General features: G+C 67.4%; 20 protein-coding genes and 1 pseudogene. 8 read left to right on the top strand and 13 right to left on the bottom strand.

Going from position 1 to position 21,868, the window contains the following annotated elements; all coding sequences use genetic code 11:
* Nucleotides 1–33: 33 nt before the first annotated feature.
* Nucleotides 34–1,086: a 2,5-dihydroxypyridine 5,6-dioxygenase gene (locus FSV73_RS14625; protein WP_145008580.1), complete on the bottom strand. Its 1,053-nt coding sequence runs from the start codon at nucleotides 1,084–1,086 to the stop codon at nucleotides 34–36.
* A 313-nt stretch (nucleotides 1,087–1,399) separates the two neighbouring features.
* Here FSV73_RS14625 and FSV73_RS14620 point away from each other — a divergent pair, with 313 nt between their 5' ends.
* The 5 genes from FSV73_RS14620 (at nucleotide 1,400) to FSV73_RS14600 (ending at nucleotide 6,181) form a co-directional block, all read left to right on the top strand.
* A complete protein-coding gene (locus FSV73_RS14620; protein WP_145008579.1) occupies nucleotides 1,400–2,548 on the top strand; it encodes an FAD-dependent monooxygenase in 1,149 nt (382 codons plus the stop codon).
* Nucleotides 2,545–3,354, top strand: a complete 810-nt coding sequence (locus FSV73_RS14615; RefSeq protein WP_145008578.1) for an alpha/beta fold hydrolase — start codon at nucleotides 2,545–2,547, stop codon at nucleotides 3,352–3,354. The genes FSV73_RS14620 and FSV73_RS14615 overlap by 4 nt, the downstream gene beginning before the upstream one ends.
* Before the next feature lie 15 nt (nucleotides 3,355–3,369).
* Complete coding sequence (locus tag FSV73_RS14610; protein WP_145008577.1) at nucleotides 3,370–4,122, top strand: maleate cis-trans isomerase family protein; 753 nt, start codon at nucleotides 3,370–3,372, stop codon at nucleotides 4,120–4,122.
* A 10-nt stretch (nucleotides 4,123–4,132) separates the two neighbouring features.
* Entirely contained in the window at nucleotides 4,133–4,759 is a 627-nt protein-coding gene (locus FSV73_RS14605; RefSeq protein ID WP_145008576.1) for an N-carbamoylsarcosine amidohydrolase, read from the top strand.
* 114 nt (nucleotides 4,760–4,873) lie between these two features.
* Nucleotides 4,874–6,181, top strand: coding sequence for an MFS transporter (locus tag FSV73_RS14600; RefSeq protein WP_145008575.1), 1,308 nt, complete (start codon nucleotides 4,874–4,876; stop codon nucleotides 6,179–6,181).
* A 400-nt stretch (nucleotides 6,182–6,581) separates the two neighbouring features.
* Here the strand turns inward: FSV73_RS14600 and FSV73_RS14595 are convergent, their stop codons facing one another.
* The 8 genes and pseudogenes from FSV73_RS14595 to FSV73_RS14565 all read right to left on the bottom strand — a co-directional run bounded on the left by FSV73_RS14595 (nucleotide 6,582) and on the right by FSV73_RS14565 (nucleotide 14,699).
* Complete coding sequence (locus tag FSV73_RS14595; RefSeq protein WP_145008574.1) at nucleotides 6,582–7,511, bottom strand: PfkB family carbohydrate kinase; 930 nt, start codon at nucleotides 7,509–7,511, stop codon at nucleotides 6,582–6,584.
* A complete protein-coding gene (locus tag FSV73_RS14590; protein WP_145008573.1) occupies nucleotides 7,501–8,967 on the bottom strand; it encodes a purine-cytosine permease family protein in 1,467 nt (488 codons plus the stop codon). Before FSV73_RS14590 ends, FSV73_RS14595 begins: the two co-directional genes overlap by 11 nt.
* 68 nt (nucleotides 8,968–9,035) lie before the next feature.
* On the bottom strand, nucleotides 9,036–10,070 hold the full coding sequence (locus tag FSV73_RS14585) for an ADP-ribosylglycohydrolase family protein (protein ID WP_145008572.1): 1,035 nt from the start codon (nucleotides 10,068–10,070) through the stop codon (nucleotides 9,036–9,038).
* Complete coding sequence (locus tag FSV73_RS14580; protein WP_145008571.1) at nucleotides 10,067–10,780, bottom strand: GntR family transcriptional regulator; 714 nt, start codon at nucleotides 10,778–10,780, stop codon at nucleotides 10,067–10,069. The genes FSV73_RS14585 and FSV73_RS14580 overlap by 4 nt, the downstream gene beginning before the upstream one ends.
* Nucleotides 10,781–11,337: 557 nt before the next feature.
* Nucleotides 11,338–11,529: a hypothetical protein gene (locus tag FSV73_RS14575; RefSeq protein WP_145008570.1), complete on the bottom strand. Its 192-nt coding sequence runs from the start codon at nucleotides 11,527–11,529 to the stop codon at nucleotides 11,338–11,340.
* A gap of 126 nt (nucleotides 11,530–11,655) precedes the next feature.
* Complete coding sequence (locus tag FSV73_RS26170; RefSeq protein WP_437179289.1) at nucleotides 11,656–12,378, bottom strand: methyl-accepting chemotaxis protein; 723 nt, start codon at nucleotides 12,376–12,378, stop codon at nucleotides 11,656–11,658.
* A gap of 135 nt (nucleotides 12,379–12,513) precedes the next feature.
* Nucleotides 12,514–13,626, bottom strand: a pseudogene (locus tag FSV73_RS26165) (Cache 3/Cache 2 fusion domain-containing protein); the annotation flags it as partial.
* A gap of 143 nt (nucleotides 13,627–13,769) precedes the next feature.
* The gene (locus FSV73_RS14565) at nucleotides 13,770–14,699 is read right to left on the bottom strand and encodes a LysR substrate-binding domain-containing protein (protein WP_145008568.1); all 930 of its coding nucleotides are present in this window, start codon (nucleotides 14,697–14,699) and stop codon (nucleotides 13,770–13,772) included.
* 103 nt (nucleotides 14,700–14,802) lie between these two features.
* Between FSV73_RS14565 and FSV73_RS14560 the strand changes: the two genes are divergently transcribed.
* Both FSV73_RS14560 and FSV73_RS14555 read left to right on the top strand, forming a co-directional pair.
* Nucleotides 14,803–16,206 carry a NorM family multidrug efflux MATE transporter gene (locus tag FSV73_RS14560; RefSeq protein ID WP_145008567.1) on the top strand — a complete coding sequence of 468 codons (1,404 nt, stop codon included), beginning with the start codon at nucleotides 14,803–14,805 and terminating at the stop codon, nucleotides 16,204–16,206.
* Nucleotides 16,207–16,323: 117 nt separating this feature from the next.
* Nucleotides 16,324–16,965 carry a LuxR C-terminal-related transcriptional regulator gene (locus FSV73_RS14555; protein ID WP_145008566.1) on the top strand — a complete coding sequence of 214 codons (642 nt, stop codon included), beginning with the start codon at nucleotides 16,324–16,326 and terminating at the stop codon, nucleotides 16,963–16,965.
* On the opposite strand, the gene FSV73_RS14550 is transcribed toward FSV73_RS14555, so the two are convergent.
* Both FSV73_RS14550 and FSV73_RS14545 read right to left on the bottom strand, forming a co-directional pair.
* Nucleotides 16,958–18,589 carry an ATP-binding response regulator gene (locus tag FSV73_RS14550; RefSeq protein WP_145008565.1) on the bottom strand — a complete coding sequence of 544 codons (1,632 nt, stop codon included), beginning with the start codon at nucleotides 18,587–18,589 and terminating at the stop codon, nucleotides 16,958–16,960. The two genes, FSV73_RS14555 and FSV73_RS14550, sit on opposite strands and share 8 nt — an antisense overlap.
* On the bottom strand, nucleotides 18,586–19,281 hold the full coding sequence (locus tag FSV73_RS14545; protein ID WP_145008564.1) for a YoaK family protein: 696 nt from the start codon (nucleotides 19,279–19,281) through the stop codon (nucleotides 18,586–18,588). The genes FSV73_RS14550 and FSV73_RS14545 overlap by 4 nt, the downstream gene beginning before the upstream one ends.
* A gap of 127 nt (nucleotides 19,282–19,408) precedes the next feature.
* Between FSV73_RS14545 and FSV73_RS14540 the strand changes: the two genes are divergently transcribed.
* Nucleotides 19,409–20,254, top strand: coding sequence for an EamA family transporter (locus FSV73_RS14540; protein ID WP_145008563.1), 846 nt, complete (start codon nucleotides 19,409–19,411; stop codon nucleotides 20,252–20,254).
* On the opposite strand, the gene FSV73_RS14535 is transcribed toward FSV73_RS14540, so the two are convergent.
* Both FSV73_RS14535 and FSV73_RS14530 read right to left on the bottom strand, forming a co-directional pair.
* Nucleotides 20,241–20,801, bottom strand: coding sequence for a GNAT family N-acetyltransferase (locus FSV73_RS14535; RefSeq protein ID WP_145008562.1), 561 nt, complete (start codon nucleotides 20,799–20,801; stop codon nucleotides 20,241–20,243). The two genes, FSV73_RS14540 and FSV73_RS14535, sit on opposite strands and share 14 nt — an antisense overlap.
* A gap of 42 nt (nucleotides 20,802–20,843) precedes the next feature.
* Nucleotides 20,844–21,638 carry an OBAP family protein gene (locus FSV73_RS14530; RefSeq protein ID WP_145008561.1) on the bottom strand — a complete coding sequence of 265 codons (795 nt, stop codon included), beginning with the start codon at nucleotides 21,636–21,638 and terminating at the stop codon, nucleotides 20,844–20,846.
* Between the last annotated feature and the right edge of the window lie 230 nt (nucleotides 21,639–21,868).

Here is a 21,868-nt window from a genome sequence, read left to right as displayed (position 1 = left end):
TGACCTCGCGTCACGGACGCCGGCGGCTCTGGCTCAACGAGCGATGGAGGCTGCCGGGGCGACCACGTCGCCAGCCAATACCACGGCCTCATCGTCGAGGTAGATGTCACAGTTGCGCAGCGGGATGTCCAGGTGGCACGGCGTCTTGCGCTTGCCACCCACCTCGGTGTTGGGGCCGGTGGAAAACAGGAAGTTGCCGTAGAACGCGCGGGCGTCCATGCACATGCCGTCGTTCTTGTCGTGCAGGCCCATGGCGGTCCACTGCGCGCGAGGCTGCAGACCCCAGCCGATATGGGAGATGCCATACACCTCGGGGTCGTTGAAATACTTCAGGTACTCACGCAGATACTCGGCCTCGAATCCCCCATGGATGCCGGTGATGAAGCCCTCTTCGATCTCCAGGGTGACGCGCTCGCGGCAGTAGGTCTTGAACGGCAGCAGGATATCGCCGACGTCCAGCACCAGGGTGCCCTCAGCGGTTCCCTCGTTCGGCCAGGTGAACAGGAAGCCGCTTGGCCAGTGGTCCCAGCGGCCCGGGGCGTCGGCATAACCGTATTCGGTCACCGCCGGGTATTGCCCCAACGCGGCGCGGAAGTCACTGCCGGCGCGGGAGCGCACGGTCATGCTGCGGGCCTGCTTGAGTACCGTTTCGGCGGCCATCACCCGGGCTTTGTCGGCCTCGGTGGGCAACATGCGCGCCAGCACTTCCGGGGGTTCCACCGCCAGCAGCATGCGCGTGCCGGTCTTGAGGATCTGCTCCTGCTCGGGCGAGTGCAGCAGCATCATGGTGTCGATGATCAGGTCGGCCGCTTCCAGCGCCCGCTGGGCCGCGAGATTGCCAGTCAGGGCGGTGTCGCCGCAGTAGGCGGTCATGTCGTTGCCCATGGCCACCGGCGCATTGAACGCGGGCAATTCCACCGCGTAGACCTTGGCGCCCAGACGCTGGGCCGCTTCCATCGCCGCGCGTACGGTGCGCGGGTTGGAGTAGTGGGCTTTGAGAATGGCCACGCTCTGGGTGGCATCCACTTTCGAAAGCTTGAGCACGTGCTCGAACATCTGGGTCAGTTCACCGTCGCTGACAGCCATAGCATTTTCTCCTGAGCCTCTGGGCGGAATATGCACCAGGAAGGTACAGCGCGCTTCTTGATGGTGCATACTTACAATGTATACGCTACTTAACGCCTCGTTTTTAAAACATCCAGCGGCACCTGCAAAGCACAAGCCAATCCAACTTTTGCGCTTAAAAACGCTATATAGCTGATAAATAAACTATTTTTAGCGACGAAGACGTTTCTCTTACGATCACCAAAAATCTCTTCACAGGAAAAAATAATAATGCATACACTGTAAATGCGTTCCGATCCCGCGCTCTGAGATCGGCTTTCGAGGAGAGACACCCATGGGGGCTATACACCGAATCGCTATCGTCGGCGCCGGCCTGGGCGGCGCTGCAGCAGCCGCCTCGCTGCAGCAGGCCGGCTTCGAAGTCGATCTCTACGAACAGGCGCCGCACTTCGCGCGCCTGGGCGCCGGGATCCATATGGGCCCCAACGTGCTAAAGATCTTCCGCCGTCAGGGCATCGAGAAGCAGCTCGAAGCCATGGGTTCGCACCCGGAGTTCTGGTTTAGCCGCGACCAGGACGGCGAGTACCTGTCGCGCATCCCGCTGGGCGACTTCGCCCGCAAGGAATACGGCGCCGCCTACCTCACCGTGCACCGCGGTGACCTGCATGCCCTGCAGATGACTGCCCTCAAGCCCGGCTCGGTGCACTTCAACAAGCACCTGGCCAGCCTCGATGAGAGCGGCAGCGATGTGCTGCTGAAATTTGCCGATGGCACCCAGGCTCGCGCCGACATCGTGATCGGCGCCGACGGCATCAACTCGCGCGTTCGCGAGCACCTGCTGGGCGTCGAAGCGCCCACCTACAGTGGCTGGGTCGGCCACCGCGCACTGATCCCGGCACACCAGCTGGCCAAGTACGATTTCAACTTCGAAGACTGCGTGAAGTGGTGGTCGGCCGACCGCCATCTGATGGTCTACTACACCACCGCCAAGCGCGACGAGTACTACTTCGTCAGCGGCGTGCCCCAGGCCGAATGGGAAGGCGGCAATGCCAGCTTCGTCGACTGCGACCGCGCGGCCATGTTTGATGCGTTCAAGGGCTACCACCCGAGCGTGCAGGCGCTGATCGAGAACGCCGAAAGCATCACCAAGTGGCCCCTGCTCAACCGCCAACCGCTCCCCGTGTGGAGCAAGGGCCGCATGGTGCTGCTGGGCGATGCCTGCCACCCGATGAAACCACACATGGCCCAGGGCGCAGCCATGGCCATCGAAGACGGCGCCATGCTCGCCCGCTGCCTGACGGAAACCGGTCTGCGCGACTACGCCACGGGCTTCCGCCTGTACGAGGCCAACCGCAAGGAACGCGCCTCCCGCGTGCAGGCGGTATCCAACGCCAATACCTGGCTACGTACCCAGGAAGACCCTTCATGGGTATTCGGCTACGAGCTGTTCGACCATCCGCTGAAATCGGAGAACGCGGCATGAGCCGCCTCCTCTACGGCGCCAACGTGCAGGCCAACGGTATCCGCCAGCACTACCTGCGCTATGGCGGCCAGGGCCAGCCACTGCTACTGATTCCGGGCATCACCAGCCCGGCGATCACCTGGGGCTTCGTTGCCGAGCGCCTGGCCGAGCACTTCGATACCTACGTGCTGGACGTCCGCGGCCGCGGCCTGTCGGCGACCGGCCCGGAACTGGACTACGGTACCGACGCCTGCGCCGATGACATCGCCGCCTTCGCCGAGGCCCTGGAGCTGCAGGATTGCCTGTTGGTAGGCCATTCCATGGGCGCGCGCTTCATCCTGCGGGCGGCCACGCGCCATCCCGAGGCGCCGTTCAGCCGTCTGGCCCTGATCGACCCACCGGTGTCCGGCCCGGGCCGCCGCGAATACCCCGGCAAGCTGCCCTGGTACCTGGACTCCATCGCCCAGGCGTCGCAAGGCATGGACGCCACCGCCATGCTCGCCTTCTGCCCGACCTGGAGCGAGGAACAACGGGCCCTGCGCGCCGAGTGGCTGCACACCTGCTACGCCCCGGCGATCCTCAAGGCCTATGAAGACTTCCACGAAGAGGACATCCACCAGGACTTTCCGCGCAACACCCTGCCTACCCTGCTGATGATCGCGGGTAAAGGCGGCGTGATCGGCGCCGAAGACGAGGCCGAAATTCGCGAGCTGCAGCCGTCGATCCAGACCGTAAGGGTGGATAACGCCGGACACATGATTCCCTGGGACGATTTCGAAGGCTTCTTTGCCGCCTTCGGCACCTTCCTCGGCCACCCCCTGAGCTGATTCCGGAGACGCACCATGGGCAAGCTCTACCGCATCGGCCAGATCGTGCCGAGTTCGAACACCACCATGGAAACCGAGATCCCGGCGATGCTTACCGCGCGCCAGTCGATCCGCCCCGAGCGCTTCACCTACCACTCGGCGCGCATGCGCATGAAACACGTGAAGAAGGAAGAACTGGCGGCCATGGACGCCCAGTCCGACCGCTGCGCCCTGGAGCTGTCCGACGCCCGCGTCGACGTGCTGGGCTACGCCTGCCTGGTGGCGATCATGGCCATGGGCCGTGGCTACCACCGTGAATCCCAGCAGCGTCTGGGCCAGGTGGTGATGGACAATGACTCCCAGGCCAAGGTGATCACCAGCGCCGGTGCCCTGGTCGACGGCCTCAAGGTGCTCGGCGCCAAGCGCATCGCCTTGGTGGCGCCGTACATGAAGCCGCTGACCGAGCTGGTGGTGGACTACATCCAGCACGAAGGCATCGAGGTGAAGGTGTGGCATGCCCTGGAGATTCCAGACAACCTTGAAGTCGCCCGCCATGATCCGGCCAAGCTGCCCAGCATCGTCGCCGGACTGGACCTGACCGAGGTGGACGTCATCGTGCTCTCCGCGTGCGTGCAGATGCCCTCGCTGGGCGCCGTCGCCAGGGTCGAGGCGCAAACCGGCAAGCCGGTGCTCACCGCGGCGATTGCCACTACCTACGCCATGCTCAAGGCCCTGCAGCTGGAGCCCATCGTGCCCGGCGCCGGCGCCCTGTTGTCTGGCGCTTACTGAGGAGCCCACCATGAGCACCGCAGAAGACAACTATGCCGGCGTCTGGGGCAACCGCGTCGGCTTCGGGCAGAGTCCCGCGCTGCTGCTGATCGACTTCATGCAGGGCTACACCACGCCTGGCGCGCCCTTGTTCGCGCCAGGCGTGGTCGAGGCGGTGACCCACAGCGTCGCGCTGTTGGCGGCCGCGCGGGCCCGGGGCATTCCGGTGATCCATACCAATATCCGCTACCACCCCGGGCATTTCGCCGATGGCGGCATGTGGGTGAAGAAAGCGCCGGTCATGCAGGACATGGTCGAGGGCAACCCCTTGGCCGCGTTCTGCCCGGACGTGCAGCCGCTGCCCAGCGAAGTGGTGTTGACCAAGCAGTACGCCAGCGCCTTTTTCGGTACCAGCCTGGCGCCCATGCTGCATGCGATGGGGGTGGACACCCTGATCATGCTCGGCTGCTCCACCAGCGGTTGCGTGCGCGCCACCGCGGTGGATGCCGTGCAGTACGGCTATCGCGGTATCGTGGTGCGCGAGTGCGTGGGCGATCGCCACCAGGCGCCCCACGAGGCCAACCTGTTCGACATCGATAATAAATACGGAGATGTGGTTTCCCGCGCCGCAGCGCTGGACTACCTCGCCTCGCTATAAGCGGCCACCGGGTAAGCGTCCGTACAAGAGCCGCTCCTGACCTCATTGCTTCCTGCCTACCAACGTACTTAGCCCGTAGCACCGCGAAAAGCGGCTAAACCAGGAGGCACGACCATGTCACTCAGCGAAACCAGAGCCCTCGAAATGCCACGTGCTGAGCAGTACGACAGCTATCGCAAGGTGACCTGGAGGATAATCCCCTTCCTGTGCTTCTGTTACCTGGCCGCTTACCTGGATCGCATCAACGTCGGTTTCGCCAAGTTGCAGATGCTCGACAGCCTGCACCTGAGCGAAACCGCCTACGGCCTAGGGGCCGGGTTGTTTTTCGTCGGCTACATCCTGTTCGAAGTCCCAAGCAACCTGGTGCTGGAAAAGGTCGGCGCGCGGCTGTGGATCGCCCGCATCATGATCAGTTGGGGGCTGCTCTCGGGACTGACCATGTTCGTCACCACCGAGTGGCAGTTCTATACCCTGCGCTTCCTGCTGGGCGCGGCCGAAGCGGGCTTTCTACCGGGGGTGCTGTACTACCTCAGCCAGTGGTTCCCCTCGTACCGCCGCAGTCGCATCATCGCCCTGTTCATGATCGGCCTGCCGCTGTCGAGCCTGATAGGCAGTCCGCTGTCGGGCTGGATCATGGGCCATTTCGGTGGCGTCGGTGGCTTGGCTGCGTGGCAGTGGCTATTCCTGCTGGAAGCGGTGCCGACCGTGGTACTGGGCTTCCTGTGCTTTGCAATGCTACCGAACGGGATTGCCGACGCGAAATGGCTCAGCAGCGCGGAAAAGGCTGAACTCAGCGCGGTGTTAGCCAAGGATGACAGCGAGAACCCCGGCGGACATTCGTTCCGCGACGGCTTCTTCAACATCAAGGTGTGGATGCTCGGCGGCATCGACTTCTCGATCCTGCTCAGCGCCTACGCCATGGGCTTCTGGCTGCCGACCTTCATCAAGAACGCCGGGGTGTCCAATCCCGCCGATATCGGCCTGCTGGTGGCCATTCCGAGCCTGGCCGGCTTGATCGGCATGCTGGCCATCGGAGCCAGTTCAGACAAGCATCGCGAGCGCCGCTGGCACATCATCGTGCCCTTCATCATCGGTGCGGCGGCAATGTTCCTCAGCACCTTCTTCACCCAGAACGTGGCTGCCACCGTAGCACTGTTTTCCCTCGCTTCAATGACCATCATCGGCGCCGTACCGGTGTTCTTCAGCCTGCCGGCGACCTTCCTCAAGGGCACCGCGGCGGCGACCGGCTTCGCCCTGGCCTGCTCGGTGGCGAACATCGCCGGGCTGGTAAGCAACTCGCTGATGGGCGTGGTGATGGACCACTTCCATAGCGCCCAGGTGGCGATGTGGATTTTCGCGGCCTGCCTGTTGCTGAGCTCGCTGCTGGTCGTCGCGTTGCCGGCGAAGACGGTCAACCGCTAGGCTGGGGACGAGCAGCGTCGTTGGCGCTGCTCGTACCAAGTAAAGGCACTGAAGCCGCTTTACCAGGCACTGAATGCAGACGCCGCCAGACAGACGTTAGACGAGTGCGACGCCGGGACTCGGGGCAGGTGGCAGGTGGCAGGTGGCAGGTGGCAGGTGGCAGGTGGCAGTCGACGGCTGCCGCCGCTTGGCATCGTGCCCGGGATCGCGTGATCTCCGTCTTCGCGCTCCCTCGGCCAAGGCTGCGCATGGCTGAAAGACTGCGATGAATCAGTTTGCGATCCGGCATAAAGAGCGCCTTGCGACGCCAACCTGGCGATTTCACTGTCCGTCGAGTGCCGGGCGTTAGCCGCCCGCACAGGACTATTCGCCCGTCGCTGGCCGGGCCGCCGCGCTTTCGTTATGCCTCCCGCTCCTGCATGAAGGCCTCCAGCTCCGCCCTTGCCGGGCAGGTCGCCGGCCCCCGCCGGGTGACGGCGACTGCCGCGGCCGCGTTGGCCAAGCGGGCGGCCTGCACCTTGCCCAAACCACGCGCCAGGCCCGCCAGCAGCACACCCGCATGGGCATCGCCCGCGCCATTGCTGTCGATGGCCTCTACCGCGAAACCCGCGACCCTCTGGCGCCAATCGCCTTGAGCCAGCCAGCAGCCGGCGGGGCCATCGCGCACAACCACCAGGGCATCGGCCGGTAGCCGCTCCACCAGTCGTTGCAGGGCCTCTTCCGTATTGTCTGCGGCGGTGAAGCGCAAGGCTTCATCGCGATTGCTGCTCCACAGGCTGATCCACGGTAACAGGCGCGCCATCGACGGCGCGTCCGGTTCAGTCACCAAGGGCCCCGGATCGAACGCCAGCGAGCAGCGGCCGGCCTGCTGCGCCAGCCAGTCCAGCAGCCCCTCGGCCTTGCCGGGGTGCAACAGGCTGTAGCCGCTGACCATGATCCAGTCTTCAGCCGTGGGCACCAGCCCGGCAAGGTCGGCGGCGGCCAGCCCGCCCTCGGCGCCAACATGGGAGATGAACGAGCGCTCTGCGCTGGCATCCGTCAGCGCCACCGACAGGCCGGTGTCCGCACCCGTACTGATCGGCAGGACGACCGTGATCCCTTCCTCGACCATGGCCTGGCGCGCCAGCTCGCCAAAGCGGCCATGGCCGTGGCGCCCCAGGTAGCAGGTCGCCAGTCCATTGCGCGCGGCGGCAGTCATCACGTTGAAACCGCCGCCGGTTTCGAAGCTGGCGCAGCTGGCGAGGACGTCCTGGCCGGCGGTGGGCAAGGCGTCCACCGCCATTACCAGATCGATGACCACCTGGCCGGTATAGAGCAATCTAGCGGGCATTGAGGTTCTCTTGCATCAGGGTAGCTGGCTGGCGGTCACGGCAGCCGCCCAGCAGGGCATAGAGCCCCCCGGCGATCACGAAGGTGACAATCCAGCCCAGGCCGTTCTGGCCGAACCAGGAGTCCGCCAGCCAGCCGTGGAACAGCACGTTGGTGGCGGTGGTCTTGACCGTGGTGAAGCTGAAGCCGAGCACGATGGCCGTTGCCCAGGCACCCAGCGCGCGCCATTCCACGCCGCCCTGGTACCAGTAGGCACTGGAGGGGCCGACGTTCATCAGATCTGCCGGCACGTAACGATGGCGATGCAGCAGGTCGACCAGGAAGATGCCCACCCAGGCGGTGATCGGCACGGCCAGCAGGGAGATGAAGGTGATGAAGGGGCCGTAGAAGCTGTCGGCGAACAGCATGAAATAGATGGAGCCGGCAAAGATGACGACCACGTCGACCACCACGGCGTATACGCGCTTCACTCTCAGGCCGAGGGTCAGGGTAGTGAGGCCCGCCGAATACACCGACAGGTTGTTGGACAGCAGCAAGCCACCGAAGGCGGTGATCAGGTACGGCACCGCCATCCAGGCCGGCAGCAGTTCGCGGATCGCCACGATGGGGTCGGCGGCTGAGGCCAGGTGATCGTCGCCTACCGAAATCAGGCCGCCGAGGGTGATCAGCAGCACCAGGGGAATGCCCGCGCCAAAGGCCGCCGAAGCCACCAGGGCGCCGGCCTTGACGCTTTTATGCTGATAGCGCGACATGTCGGCGCCGGCGTTGGCCCAGCCGATACCGGTGCCCGCGGCCATGGTCCCGACACCGATCAGCACGGCCGACAGCGGCGCGGGGGTTGCGGCCCACACGGCAGTCCAGTCGATATGCAGCGCCAGGAAGCCGCCCACGATCAGGTTCAGCGCGCCGAACACCCAGGTCGCCCACTTCTGGATCACCAGCAAGGTGGCGTGACCCAGGCCCGAGACGCCCAGGGTCAACAGCACGAACACGGCGATGAACAGCAGGGTCAAAAGCGGCGCCGACTTGGCCTCCACCGGCGTGCCCTGGATGATGGAAACCAGCGACAGCAGCACGAAGGCCGCCGTGGTGGTGTTGACCGTTTCCCAGCCCAGTCGCGAGCCCAGCGACACCAGCGTGGGGCCGATATTGCCACGCACCCCGAAGATCGCCCGCGACAGCGTCAGGCTCGGCGCGCGGCCGCGGCGGCCGGCGATGGACAGCAGCCCCACCACCGCGAACGAGCCGCCGGCACCCAATACCGCGACGATGAATGCCTGCCCGATCGACAAGCCCTGAAAGGCAACCAGCGTCGCCCCCAGCGGCAAACCAAGGATACTGATGTTGGCGGCGAACCACACCCAGAACAGCTGCAAGGGATGGCCGCCACACTCCTGTTCCGGCACCGGCTCTATGCCGCGTGTTTCCAATTGTCCCGCGGTGTTGGAGGTACTCATGGATGACTCCTGCGATGACTTGTTGTGATTGGGGCAGGTAGAAACAGCGATCAGGCAGTGAATTCTTATTAGGGACGTGCGGCGGCGCCTGCGCTGCGCAGGGCCAGCAATTGTTCGGTGAGGGATTCGAGATCGAGCGTGTTGACGGCCTTGATCTGGGCGACGGCCTCCAGCGGCCAGACGTCCAGGCCATGGGTGGCGCCGAGCATCGCGCCGAGCATCGCGGCGATGGTGTCGGTGTCGCCGCCCAGGCTGGCGGCCACGCCCAGTGCCCGATAGGCCTCCAGTTGGCCTTCGGCGACCGCCTGGGCCAAGGCGAAGGCGGCGACCACGGATTCCTGGGACGCTACCGAGGTACCGATCACGTCGTAGATCACGTCGGGCAGGCTGTCGACGTCGCAACTGGCGCAAACCGCCCGCGACCAGAGAATACGGGCGGCGATGTTGCCGCCCGCCACCCAGTGACCGCGGCCATGGCCCCAGCGGGCGGCGTTGATGCCGAGTTCCAGCGCGGTCTGCAGATCGGCGCCCTGCACGCCGGCCGAGACCACGGCGGCCACGGCGGCGGCGCTGGCGATGCCCAGGCCGGTGTTGTGCGTCACCTGGCAGGCTTGCACCACCTGGCCCATGAAGTACTCGGGATCGTCGATAGCGGCGGCGATGCCGATCGGCGCGATGCGCATGGCCGCGCCGTTGGTGGTGCCGAAGCGTCCTGCTTGCTCGGGGCTGGCGCCACTCAGGATCAGCTCTATGGCGCGCTTGGTCGAAGGCCCGAGCAGGTCCTGGGAGCCTTTGGCGCGCATCACCGCTTCCCAGTCGATCAGGTCCTGGGCCAAGGCCGCGGGCTCGATGTGGCCGTTTCCGGCGATCAGGCGTCGGGCGACGAGAATGGCTTGCTCGGTGTCATCGGTGATGGCCCCGGCCGGCATGTTCGGCGCAATCGGCTGGTCGCCGTCGGCCGCCTGCAGGTCGGTGATGCGGCCGTAACGGTCGCGAATCTGCTCGCGGGACAGGGACTGGGTCGGCATGCCCAACGCGTCGCCCAGGGCCAGGCCATAGAAAGCGCCGAGGGCACGGGCTCGAGTCTGTTCGAGACTGATCATTGTGGGCTTCCGAAATTCAGATGCAGTTGAAAGTGCGCGGGGTCGAGCAGGCTTTCGACCTGTTCCATGAAGCGGCCCCGGGTGTCGAAGGTTTCACGCACCACCTTGAGAAACACCGTGCCCAGCGGGCGCTGCAGGCGCTCAGCGGCACCGGAGTCGAGAGGTTCGGCGCCAATCCATTGCTTGCCGGACTGTCCCTCGTAGCCGTGGGCGGCCAGGGAGGCGGTCAGCGAGCCATCTTTCAGACCGCTCGACGGCAACTGCTCGAGACCGTCCACGGCGGGAATCAACGCGCGCTCCAGCGACACCACGCTGCCATCGGCGGCACGGCGGCGGCGCTCCACCAGCACGAACTGGTCGGTACCGGCCATCAGTGCAAGTTCCTCTCGCTGCACACGGCTGATGCCCAGCAATTCGGTGTTCATCTGCACGGCCCCGGCCGCCAGCGCGCGGGCCCAGCCGCCACTCTGGTCGAGGGGCACGCCATCGTAGGTGACGATGGAGCCAACGCCGGTCTGGGTCGCGATGTAGTTGCGCCGCTTCAGCTCCGACAGGGCTCCGCGCAGGGTGCCGCGGCTGACGTCGAATTCGGCGGCCAACTCATGCTCGCCAGGCAGGCGCTCGCCCGAGCCCAGCTCACCTCGCTCGATACGTTCAGCGAGGGCTTGGACAACACGGGATTTCTTGTCAAATCGAACCTGTTCAGTCATGTACAATTTACTACCGTATCGGGGAGGGTTTGGCAAAAGAAAATTGATATTTCCTTGGAGAATCGACCGCTGAATCAATGGGGAAAGACGCGCATCGCTGGCGTCGTCGAGGCCGGCAAGGCGAAGGTGGGCTGGGGAGTGGTCTCACGACCCCGGACCTTCAGCCCGGTGAAAGGCGCGCTCCCGTACGGCACTCGATGGCAGACAACGTCTTGCCTTCACCCGCGAGCGCCCGCTCAAGGTCGCCGGTCTGGCAGCAATCTCTCAGTAGGGTGTCCAGCCGGGAGCACTTCTGCAACAGGATTACCCAGCCCACCCAGCTGCCAGGCACCCGGATGAATCCCCGCAACATGCCTGTCTGGCCACCCGTGGTCGAATCCTTTTTATCCGACCCATCCACCAGGCACTACGCCTCGAAGAAGCCGCCCAGGCGGCGGGCGTCCGTCCTCCCGAGGGCGCAAAAGACTGCGCACGGAGGGAAGGCCCGGCCTTCGCCCGCCGCGAATCTGACAAGGGCGGACGCCGCTGGCCGAGGCGTTGCAGTACCGGGCGACGGCCTAGGTCCGCACGGTGGGCCCCATGGGTCGAGGTGGCTCCTGCAGCCGGTCGCGCAAGGCCTGGTTCTCCTGCACCAGCTCGAAGCACATCGCCCGCCACTGGTGGGCGAGCTCCCGATAGTCGTCCCGCTCCCCGCGCAGCGTGGTGAGCATGCGTTCGACAGCTTGCACCGTCTCGTTCGATACACCCATGTCATCCCCTCCTCTAGTACTGTATTTGCATACAGTAGTCAGAGTATTGCAGCCAGGCAAGCGCCAAGGCGAGCGGGAATGAAAAAGGGAGGCCTGAGCCTCCCTTGCGGTGCTACCTCGGGGTGCCTAGCTGAAGCGACCCACCTCGGCGCTCAGGTCTTCGGCCAGGTGGCGCAATTCGCCGGCGGTGCCGGAGAGCACCTCGGCGGCATCGCGCTGGGCGGCGTTATCCACGGCGATCGCCTGGATGTTGCGGCTGAGCGCCGTGGCCGTGGTGCTCTGCTCGGCAGTGGCCTGGGCGATGCCGGAGAACTGCTCGACCGCTTCGGCGACCTGCCGATCGATGCTGCGCAGCGCCTGGGCCACGTCGGCATTGCGCGCCAGGCCCTGCTCCATCAGGCGATTGCCTTCGTCGATGGCGCCCATGGCACGCTGGGTCTCGCCCTGCACGGCGCCGATCATCTGCGAGATCTCGCGGGTGGCCTCGCTGGTGCGACCAGCCAGTTGCCGGACCTCGTCGGCGACCACGGCGAAGCCACGGCCCTGCTCGCCGGCGCGTGCGGCTTCGATGGCCGCGTTGAGCGCCAGCAGGTTGGTCTGCTCGGCAATCCCGCTGATGACGCCGATGATGCCGCCAATCTGCTGGGAGCGGTCGTCCAGGCCCTTGATGAGCTCGGCCGTGCTGGCCAGGGAGTCGGCGATCTGCTCCAGCGCGCCCGAGGCGCCTTGCATGGCATGGGTGCCGGTGCGGGTCTGCTGGGCATTTTCCTGGACCAGGCGCTCGGTGCGCTGCACACCGTCGGCAATGTTCTGGGCGGTGGCGCTGAACTCTTCCACGGCGCTGGCCATGCTGTCGATCTGGGTCGACTGCTCGGCGGAGCGGCGCAGGGTCTGGTCGGAGAGATGGCTCAGTTGCTGGGAGCGATCAGTGACCGAGCGCGAGGAGCCACGCACCTGTTCGACGGTGGACGCCAGGGCATCGGCCATCTGGTTGAAGCTCAGGGCGAGCTCGCCGATCTCGTCGTGACTGCGCGCCTCGACGCGGACGCTGAGCTGACCGCGGCCGAGGGCCTGGGCACGCTCCACCAGTTGGGCCAGCGGGCTGAGCTTGCGGCGCAGCAGCAGTACCGAGGCGGCCACGGCCAGCAACAGGGCGATCAGGCTGCCGATGGCCAGGCGCAGGCCGACGGCATGCACGGGGGCGTCCAGCTCGGCCTTGGGCAGGGTGGCGACCACCGTCCAGCCTTCGCCGGCCACCGGCGCGCTGACGCTGAGGAAATCCTGGTTGCCGTCCTGCCAGCTGTGCTCGTGGCGCTTGGGATCGCTCTTGAGCGCGGCCAGCAGCTCGTCGGCCTGCTTGGCGTTGGCCGGGGCGACCAGCCAGTTGCCCTGCTCGTCGAGCAGCGCCAGGGAGCCGGTCTCGCCGATGCGCAGCTGGGTGAGCTGGGCCAGTTGCTGGGCCTGGGCGTCGGTATAGTCGAAGCCGACGAAGAGCACGCCGATGACCTTGCCGGCGCTGTCCCGCACCGGGGTGTACTGGGTCATGTAGGAGCGCCCGAACAGCTGGGCGCGGCCGACGTAGCCCTGGCCCTGCAGCAGGCCGGCGTAGGCCGGGTGCTTGCGATCGAGCTGGGTGCCCAGGGCACGGCTGCCGTCCTGCTTCTTCAGCGAGGTGGTGATGCGGGTGAAGTCATCGCCATCGCGCACGAAGATGGTGGCAACGCCGCCGGTGAGGCGGGTAAAGTCGTCGACCTGGCTGAAGTCGTTGTTCAGCGCCTTGCCGGCGAACTGCAGGCCGGGCGCGGTGTTGTTGCCCAGCGGCAGGCGCTCGCCGGAGAGACTCAGGCCACCATCGAAGCGCCGCTCGAAGAGATTGGCCAGGCGCTGGGTGCTGACCTTGAGGGTGCCGAGGAAGGTCTGCTGCTGATCGGCGAGCAGTTGCGCCTCGCTCCCCAGGTGCTTGCGCTGGGTGCCTTCGATCGACACGCTCAGGGCGTGCAGGGCGAACAGGCAGCTGCCGGCGATGACGACCACCAGCACCAGGCTGAGGGCCAAGGCAAGTTGTCGCGCGATACTTTTACGACGAGGGTTGGACATGAAGGCTCCTTCGCGTGCGACTGTCCGGTCGACGCGTGGCATGACAAGGCGAAAGGGACAGCTCTGGAGGCTGCTTGCCAGATAGGTTCTTTGCCATTATCGGCGCCGTCGTGCGGAACTTCAGTCCTTTGCCAAAATTGGTATCACGTGTGACGACGAACCTCTGGCAGGGACAGTTGCTGCAGTTCCTGGCGCAGGAAATCCGCCAGCCGCTGGAAGCGCCCCTGGCCACGGCGATTGCGCGGCCAGACCAGGTAGTAGCCAGCGCCGCTGGCCACCGCATCGGGCCACGGCAGGGCGATGAGACCGGCCGCCACGTCCTCGGCGAGCATGACCAGATCGCCGATGGAGACGCCGTAGCCGCGCGCGGCCGCGGCCATGCCCAGCTCCAGGGTGTCGAATACCTGGCCGCCACCGAGCGGTACCGCCTGGGCCAGCCCCATGGCCTGCAACCAGCGCCGCCAGTCGCGGCGATCGAAGGTCGGGTGCAGCAGCTCCTCGCGCTGCAGCCGCGCCACGTCCCAGACACCGGTGCGCGCCGCGGCTGGCGAGCAGACCGGCACCAGCCATTCCTCGAACAGCGGCACCACTTCCCACTCCGCCGGAAAGCGGCCGTCGCCCAGGAGCACGGCGCAATCGAAGGGCTCGTGGAAGAAGTCGACGCGATCGCTGGCCATCCAGACGCTGGTGAGCTGGATGTCCAGCTGCGGACTGACCTGGCGGAAGCGTGCCAGGCGCGCCAGCAGCCAGCGCAGCGACAGGGAGGTGGGCGCCTTGAGGCGCAGGGTTCCCTCTTCCACGGCGAGATTGCCGCAGGCCCGCGCCAGTGCCTCGAAGCCCTCGCTGAGACCCGGCAGCAACAGTTTGCCGGCCTCGGTCAGCACCAGCTGGCGACCGGCGCGCTCGAACAGGCGACAGCCGAAGGCCTCCTCCAGCGTCCGCACATGGCGACTGACCGCACTCTGGGTCAGCGACAGCTCCCTGGCGGCGCGGGTGAAGGAGCCCTGGCGGGCCGCCGCCTCGAATGCGCGCAAGGCATAGAGGGGCGGCAATCGCGAGGAGGTCTCGGGCATGACTCGGACTCATGGATGGCATGGCTATTTTCCGATTGTGGGCGGGACGCCGGGATCCAACAATGAGTTCTTGTCAAAGCCGCCCCTGCCAGCGAGAGCGCCCATGTCTTCGCCGCGTCACGAACTCCTCGCCCTGCTGCGTCTCGCCCTGCCGCTGATCGGTGCCCAGCTGGCCTACGTGGCCATGGTCTTCACCGATACCCTGATGATGGGGCGGCTGGGGCCGGCCGCGCTGGCCGGCGGTGGCCTGGGCGCGGCGGTGTACTCCTTCGTCTCGGTGATCTGCGTGGGCGTGATCACCGCCGTGGCCAACCTGGCGGCCCAGCGGCGCGGCGCGGGGGATACCCGCGGCGTGGCGGCGGTGACGGCGGCGGGCATCTGGATCGCCCTGCTCCTGGCGCTGCTGGCCGGTAGTCTGCTCTGGCACATCGAGCCGCTGCTGGCCCTGGCGGGCCAGCCGGAAGAGAGTCGCCAGGCCGCGGGGATCTTCCTGCGCTGCCTGGCCTTCGCCCTGCCCGGCCATCTGCTGTTCATGACCCTGCGGGGTTTCACCAGCGCCCTGGAACGCCCTGGTCCGGTGCTGACCATAGTGCTGGGGGCGGCGGCGCTCAACGCCCTGCTCAACCTGGCGCTGCTGCACGGCTGGGGCGGCCTGCCGCGGCCGGGGCTGCCCGGCATCGGCCTGGTCACCGCGGTGGTGATGAATGGCGCGGCGCTGTGCCTGGCGCTGTACATCGCCCGCCATCCGGCCTATGCCGCCTATCCCCTCGCCACCTATCTGCGCCGCCCGGATCGCCGGGCGGTGATCGATACCCTCGGCCAGGGCCTGGCGATCAGTGGCACCTATGCGGTGGAGGCCTGCCTGTTTCTCTCGGCGGCCCTGTGCATGGGTGCGCTGGGGGCCACCGCCCTGGCGGCCAACCAGATCGCCAACCAGCTGGTGTACCTAGTGTTCATGCTGCCGGCCGGGTTGTCCTACGCCACCAGCATCCGCATCGGCCAGCACCAGGGCGCCGGGCGGCCACGGGAGGCGCTGCTGGTCGGACGCCTGGCCATCGGCGGTGGCGCCCTGGTGATGCTGGGTATCGCCGTGCTGTTCTGGTGCTTTCCCGGCTGGCTGGTGGGGCTATTCCTGCCGGACGCCAGCAGCCCGGTCAGCGCCCTGGCGCGCCAGCTGGTGTTGATCGCCGCCCTGTTCGTCATCTTCGACGGCACCCAGAGCATCGCCCAGGGCGCCTTGCGCGGCATTCACCAGGCACGCCTCGGCTTCTATGGCGGCCTGCTCTGCTACTGCCTGATCGGCGCCAGCAGTGCCTGGCTGCTGGGGGTCCAGGGCGGCTTCGGCCCGCATGGCGTCTGGTGGGGCCTGGCGCTGGGCCTGGCCTGTGCGGCGGTGCTGCTGACCGGCGCCTTCGAGTGGCTGATGCGCCGACAGCTTGGCGCGGGCGCCCTGCGGCCCTCGCACGACCCGCTGCACCAGGCCGCGGGGATGTCACAAAACGGTTGATCCCCAGGCCAGCCAAAGAGTATTACCAATGGTCCACCCCCAGCCACTGCGTTAAACTAGCGGCTTTGGGCCGCCCCGCCGTTGCGACCGGATCCTGCGGCCCCAGGATAGCCATAGATGGAACGCTTCATCGTCGCCGACGACCATCCCCTGTTCCGCGAAGGCCTGGCCGGCATCCTGCGCCGGCTGCGGCCGCAAGCCCGCGTGGACCAGGCCGACGGCCTGCAACAGGTGCTGGAGCTGGCCCGCCAGGGCGAGCCGCCCACCGCCCTGCTGCTGGATCTGCTCTACCCCGGCCAGGACCTCAGCTTCTCCTTGCGCGCCCTGCGCCAGGAATTCAAGCGCAGCACCCTGATCGTGATCTCGATGCTCGAGGACGCCACGGTGATCGAGCACATCCTGGCCTCCGGGGTGGACGGCTTCATCGGCAAGGCCCTGCCGCCGGCGGCCATGGCCGAGGCCATCGCCGATTGCCTCGCCGGGGAACCGGTGGTGCGCTATACGCCGGCGCCCCTGGCACCGGTACCCACGGCACCGGGCCATCGCCTGGAGGCGCTGACGCCGCGCCAGCTGGAAGTGCTCGGCCTGATCACCGAGGGCCTGAGCAACAAGGAGATCGCGCGGATCCTGGCGATCTCGCCCTTCACCGTGCGCATCCACGTCTCCGCGCTGCTGCGCACCCTGGGGGTCGGCACCCGCGCTGCCGCCGCCGCCTTTGGCGCCAAGGCGGGCCTCGGCGCCCGTCGCTCGCTCAACTAGCGGCGACGCGAAAGGCCAGCAGCAGGGCCCGCAATTCCGCCGGCCGCACCGGCTTGGCCAGCACCGGGATCTCGGCATCGCCCAGCGCCTGCTGCACGTGGGGGATGTCGTGCCCGGTCACCACGATGGCTGGAATGCGCCGCCCCTGCAGTCGGTTGAGATAGGCGATGCAGTCGGCGCCCGAGGCGCTGCGGTCGAGGTCGAAATCGGTGATCACCAGGTCGCAGGCCACGGCGCCCCGGGGGATGCCGGTGGCGGTGGTGACCGCACAGCCCCAGCTGCGCAGCAGGGTCGCCGTGGCCAGCAACACATTGGCATCGTCCTCGATGAGCAGCACGTGCCAGCCGGCGAGCAGCGGCTGCGGACCCGGTGCGGGCCGCCGCTGCGGCGCCAGCGGCACGGCGGCCAGCGGCAGGCCGTGGAGCATGACGGCGGTACCCCGTCCGGGCCGCGAGTGGATGATCAGTTGCAGGTCGAGCAGCCTGGCGATGCGCTCGACGATGGACAGCCCCAGGCCAACCCCCTCGATGTCGCGATCCCGCGTCTCGCGCACCCGATAGAATTCCTCGCTCAGGTGCGGCAGGTGCTCGGCGGCGATGCCGGGGCCCTGGTCGTACAGCGCCAGCGTCAGCCGGCCCTGCCGCCGCCGGACCGCCAGCAGCAGCGGCCGCCCCGGTGCGTACTTGAGGGCGTTGGACAGCAGATTCTGCAGCGAGGTGAGCAGCAGCGCCGGATCGCTGTAGACCTGCAGGCCACCGGCACGCCAGCGGATGTCCACGCCGGCCCAGCGCGCCGCCTCGGCGTTCTGCCGGACCAGGTCCTCGAACAGAGTATCCAGGTCGACCACCGTGCGCCGGGGGCTGACCTGTTTCTGATCGAGGGTGTAGATGTCCAGCAGCGAGCGGAACAGCTGCTCCACGCCGAGCAGGGAACGGTCGATGTTGTCGACCAGCCGCCCCTGGTCCGCGCTCAGCTGGCCGTCGCGCAGGCAGGCGGTGAACAGCCCGATGGAGTGGATCGGCTGGCGCAGGTCATGGCTGGCCTGGGCCAGGAAGCGCGCCTTGGCCAGGTTGGCCGCCTGGGTCTCGCGCAGGGAGTCCTGGATACGGGTCAGCAGGAAATGGACGTAACCGGGCACCAGGATGGCGGTGACCAGCATCATCAGGGCCACCGAGGGATAGCGCTGCAGGAAGGGCATGCCGGCGATGGTGGCGCCCAGCGCGGTCAGCGACAGCGCGGTGGCCAGCAGCAGGTAGCCGCGACCATAGCGCAGGCCGTTGCCCACCGTGACCCAGAGCAGTACGCCGAACAGCGGCAACAGGGCCTCGCCGCTGGTGATGGAGGAAAAGGTGATGGCGCTGAAGTCCAGGCTCATGGCCAGCAGGCGCCGCCAGGGCTTCACCCCCGGTCGCCGGCGCACCGCGAAGAAGAGCGCCAGGGCGATCAGCGTGAACAGCGTGTAGCACGCCAGGTTGGCCAGCAGGACGGCCGTATCGAGCAGCCCCCAGGCCCAGGCGCCGACCACATAGGCCGCAGCGGGCAGGATGAAGGCCAGGCGCACCTTGGCCTGGCCCAGTTCGGGATCGCGAGCGCCGACACCCAGGGCTTGCGGCGAGGTCCTCATGACGCCAGGTACCCCAGCTGCCAGGCCCGCGGGATCAAGCGGAAGACCACCGCCAGCGCGGCCGCCAGAACGGCGCTGGCGTACCAGGCCGCCAGGCCCAGTTCGGCCTCCAGGGCGGCGCCGAGCACCCCGCCGAGCAGCATCCCCAGCCAGGGCACCAGCTGGATCCCCCAGCCGCGGCGGCGCTCGCCCAGCAGCCAGCGGCCCAGGCCACGCCCGAAGCGCGAAAGGGCACCGGTGACGTAGGTGAGGCCGATGGGCAGGCCATAGACCTGCTCCACCACCGCGTTGACCATGCCCATGGCGAACACCCCGAGCAGCAGCGCCAGGCGCCCGCCGGGCAGGCTGGCGGCCAGCGCCAGCAGCAGGGCCAGCAGCCCGAGCAGCAGGCAGGCACGCTGGCGAGTCAGGCGCTGCAGCAGTACGCCGCCGGCGTTGCCCAGCACGAAGGTGCCGATCGCCAGCGCCAGGTGCGCCGCGGCACTCCAGCGGCCGGCGGCCATATCGGCGGCCAGGCGCGTGGTGTTGCCGCTCATGAAGGAGACGAAATCGCCGGTGGCGAGAAAGCCGATGGCATCGGTCATGCCGGCCAGCAGCGACAGCCCGGCGACCAGGGCCAGGCCGACCGCACCGTGACGGGGCGCCGTGGGCGCAGGGCGAGGTTCCGGCGGAACGGAAGACGGGGGATTCATGACAGCCATCCTGGCTAGGCAGCGGAATTCAGCCGCCAGTGTGGGGCGTACAGCGCCTCGGCGCCACCGGCAGCGCCCCGGAAGGCGCCCTGGGCTAGACTGATGGACCCGCCTGGCCGGAGGCCACGTGACCACACCCCTGTTCGCCTTGGTACTGCTCGCCGCCCTGCTGCACGCCGGTTGGAACGCCCTGCTCAAGATCGGCCTCGACCGCTTCCTCACCGCCAGCCTGATCCAGATCGGCGCCGGCAGCGCCGCGCTGCTGGCGCTGCCCTTCGTCGCCCTGCCGCCAGCCGCCGCCTGGCCCTGGATCGGCCTCTCCGCCCTGCTGCACATCGGCTACAACGCCTTCCTCGCCCGTGCCTATCGCTACGGCGACCTCGGCCAGGTCTATCCGCTCTCGCGCGGCAGCGCGCCGCTGCTGGTCAGCGCGGTGGCCTTCCTCGCCCTCGGCGAGACGCTCTCGCCACCCGCCCTGCTCGGCCTGGGCCTGCTGGTCACCGGCCTCGCGCTGATGGCGCTGCTCGGGGCGCAACGCGGCGCGCCCTTGAGTCTGGCGCTGCTGGTCTGCGCCTTCACCACCGGCGCCTTCATCGCCAGCTACACCCTGGCCGACGCCTTGGGCGCCCGGGCCAGCGGCGATGCCGTGGCCTATGCGCTCTGGCTGTTCGCGGTGAATGGCCTGGTCGCCGCGCTGGTACTGCGCCTGAGTCGTGGCGCCACGGCCTTTGCCGGCCTCGGCCCGCACTGGCGCGCCGGCCTGGCCGGTGGAGTGATGTCGATGCTGGCCTATACCCTGGTGATCGTCGCCACCACCCAGGCGCCCATCGGCCTGGTCTCGGCCCTGCGCGAGACCAGCGTGCTGTTCGCCCTGCTGATCGGGGTGGTCTGGCTGCACGAGAGCCTGCCCCTGGGAAGGATCTGCGCCGGCCTCGCCATCGTCGCCGGGGTGGTGGCGATCAAGGTCGCGTGAGCGAGTTTGCCTGCGCCAACCACTGCGCCCGGGTCAGCTCCCAGCACTCCGCGGGTAGCCGTCCGCTCACGCTGTCCATTTCCAGGCAGGCCACGCAGCGCATGCCCTCGCGCTGCGACAGGCGCCGCGAGCCTTCATTGGCGATTACCTTGGTCACCCGCAGGCGCGGCCGGCCCAGCGTCTGGAACCAGTAGCGATTGACCTCGGCGCAGGCCTCGCCCATGAGCCCCTGCCGCCAGTGGCCGGGATCCAGCCAGAAGCCACGCTGGTTATCCGGTTCCTCCTGCAGACTGACCAGGCCGATCAGGTCGTCTGGTTGGCGCTGCAGACGCAGGGTCCAGCACCAGTGACTACCCGCGGCCATGCCCGGTAGCACCAAATCACGGACGAAGCCCAGGGCGCCGTCCGCCGGATAGGGCCAGGGCACCTTGGCCGAGAGGTAACGCACGATCTCCCACTGCGGAAAGACCCGCTGGATGGCCGGGGCATCGTCCAGTTGTAGCGGGCGTAGCAACAGGCGAGGCGTATGCAGCGTGGGCAACGGCATGGCGGACTCCGGACAGCGACCTGAGCGGAGCCTACCCCACCCTCACGGCTGGTTCGAACTGGCGTTGACGCCCTGCTCCCGGTGCGCGCTGTCGTGGTTGTGCAACTGCCCGGTGGGGTCCTGCACCTGGATGACCTTGCCCTGCTGCCAGGCATCGGCGCCGGGGGCGACCTCAGGGGTCGGCAGGTCGGCGCGGGCGGCCTTGGTCTCGGTGGAGGAAACGCCCAGGCGGCGGTCGCGCTCGGCGAGCAGCTTGGGGTCGAGCTGGCCGTCGGCGGTGAAGCCTATCATCAACTGGGGGACGCCGAGGGGCAGTTGCAGGTCCTGGTCGGTATGCCAGGTATGCCAGGTCTTGCCGTAGGTGTGCACCAGCTTGTCCATCAGCCGGTGTTCGGCCACCTGGGGCACGCCGGGGGCGATCAGCTGACCGGACTTCACCTCGTGCACATGGCTGTGCCAGAGCGCCTTCTCGGCCTCGGGCAGGGTCTTGAACAGCCGCTCGCTGATGATGTACTCGACGCCCATCAACTTGGCCTCGGCGACGTTGCCGTCGTAGATCACGCACTGGAACATTTCCTCACCCAGGACGCTGCAGTAGTGGTGGGCCTCCATCTGGCTCCTGGGGTGGCCGTTGTAGAAGTGGAAACCGTCCAGGTAGGTGTTGAGGGCGGCGATGGGCGGCTTGCGCTGCAGCAGATCGGCGCCGGCCTCGAGGACGCGGGTGTCGGTCTGGGCCGGGGCACCCGGCGTCGGTACGGGGGAACGGGTGTCGTCGGCGGCCTGGGCCAGCGGGGCGCAGGCGAGCAGCAGCAGGGCGGGGAGCCGGAGGGCGGTCATGGCGGATGCTCGGCAGGGGGCTTGCCGAGTTCGAAGGCCTGGCAGACGCCAAGGTTCCACCGCTGCGCTAGGCTCGTCATAAGCTTGTCATGCAATGGCCATAAATTCGTCATCGTCCGACCGTGGCATTTCGGTATAAGCGAAACGGTCGATCAGGCCTTGCGCCTCTGGCTTTCCATTTCTGTCGGGACGATTCAATGAACGCACACAGCTCTCCGTCCGGTCATGCC

The organism is Pseudomonas oryzihabitans, assembly GCF_007665395.1.
Classification (GTDB): Bacteria; Pseudomonadota; Gammaproteobacteria; order Pseudomonadales; family Pseudomonadaceae; genus Chryseomonas; species Chryseomonas psychrotolerans_C.
The sequence above is the reverse complement of the archived record's forward strand: the minus strand, read 5'-3'. Positions and strand labels throughout refer to the sequence as shown.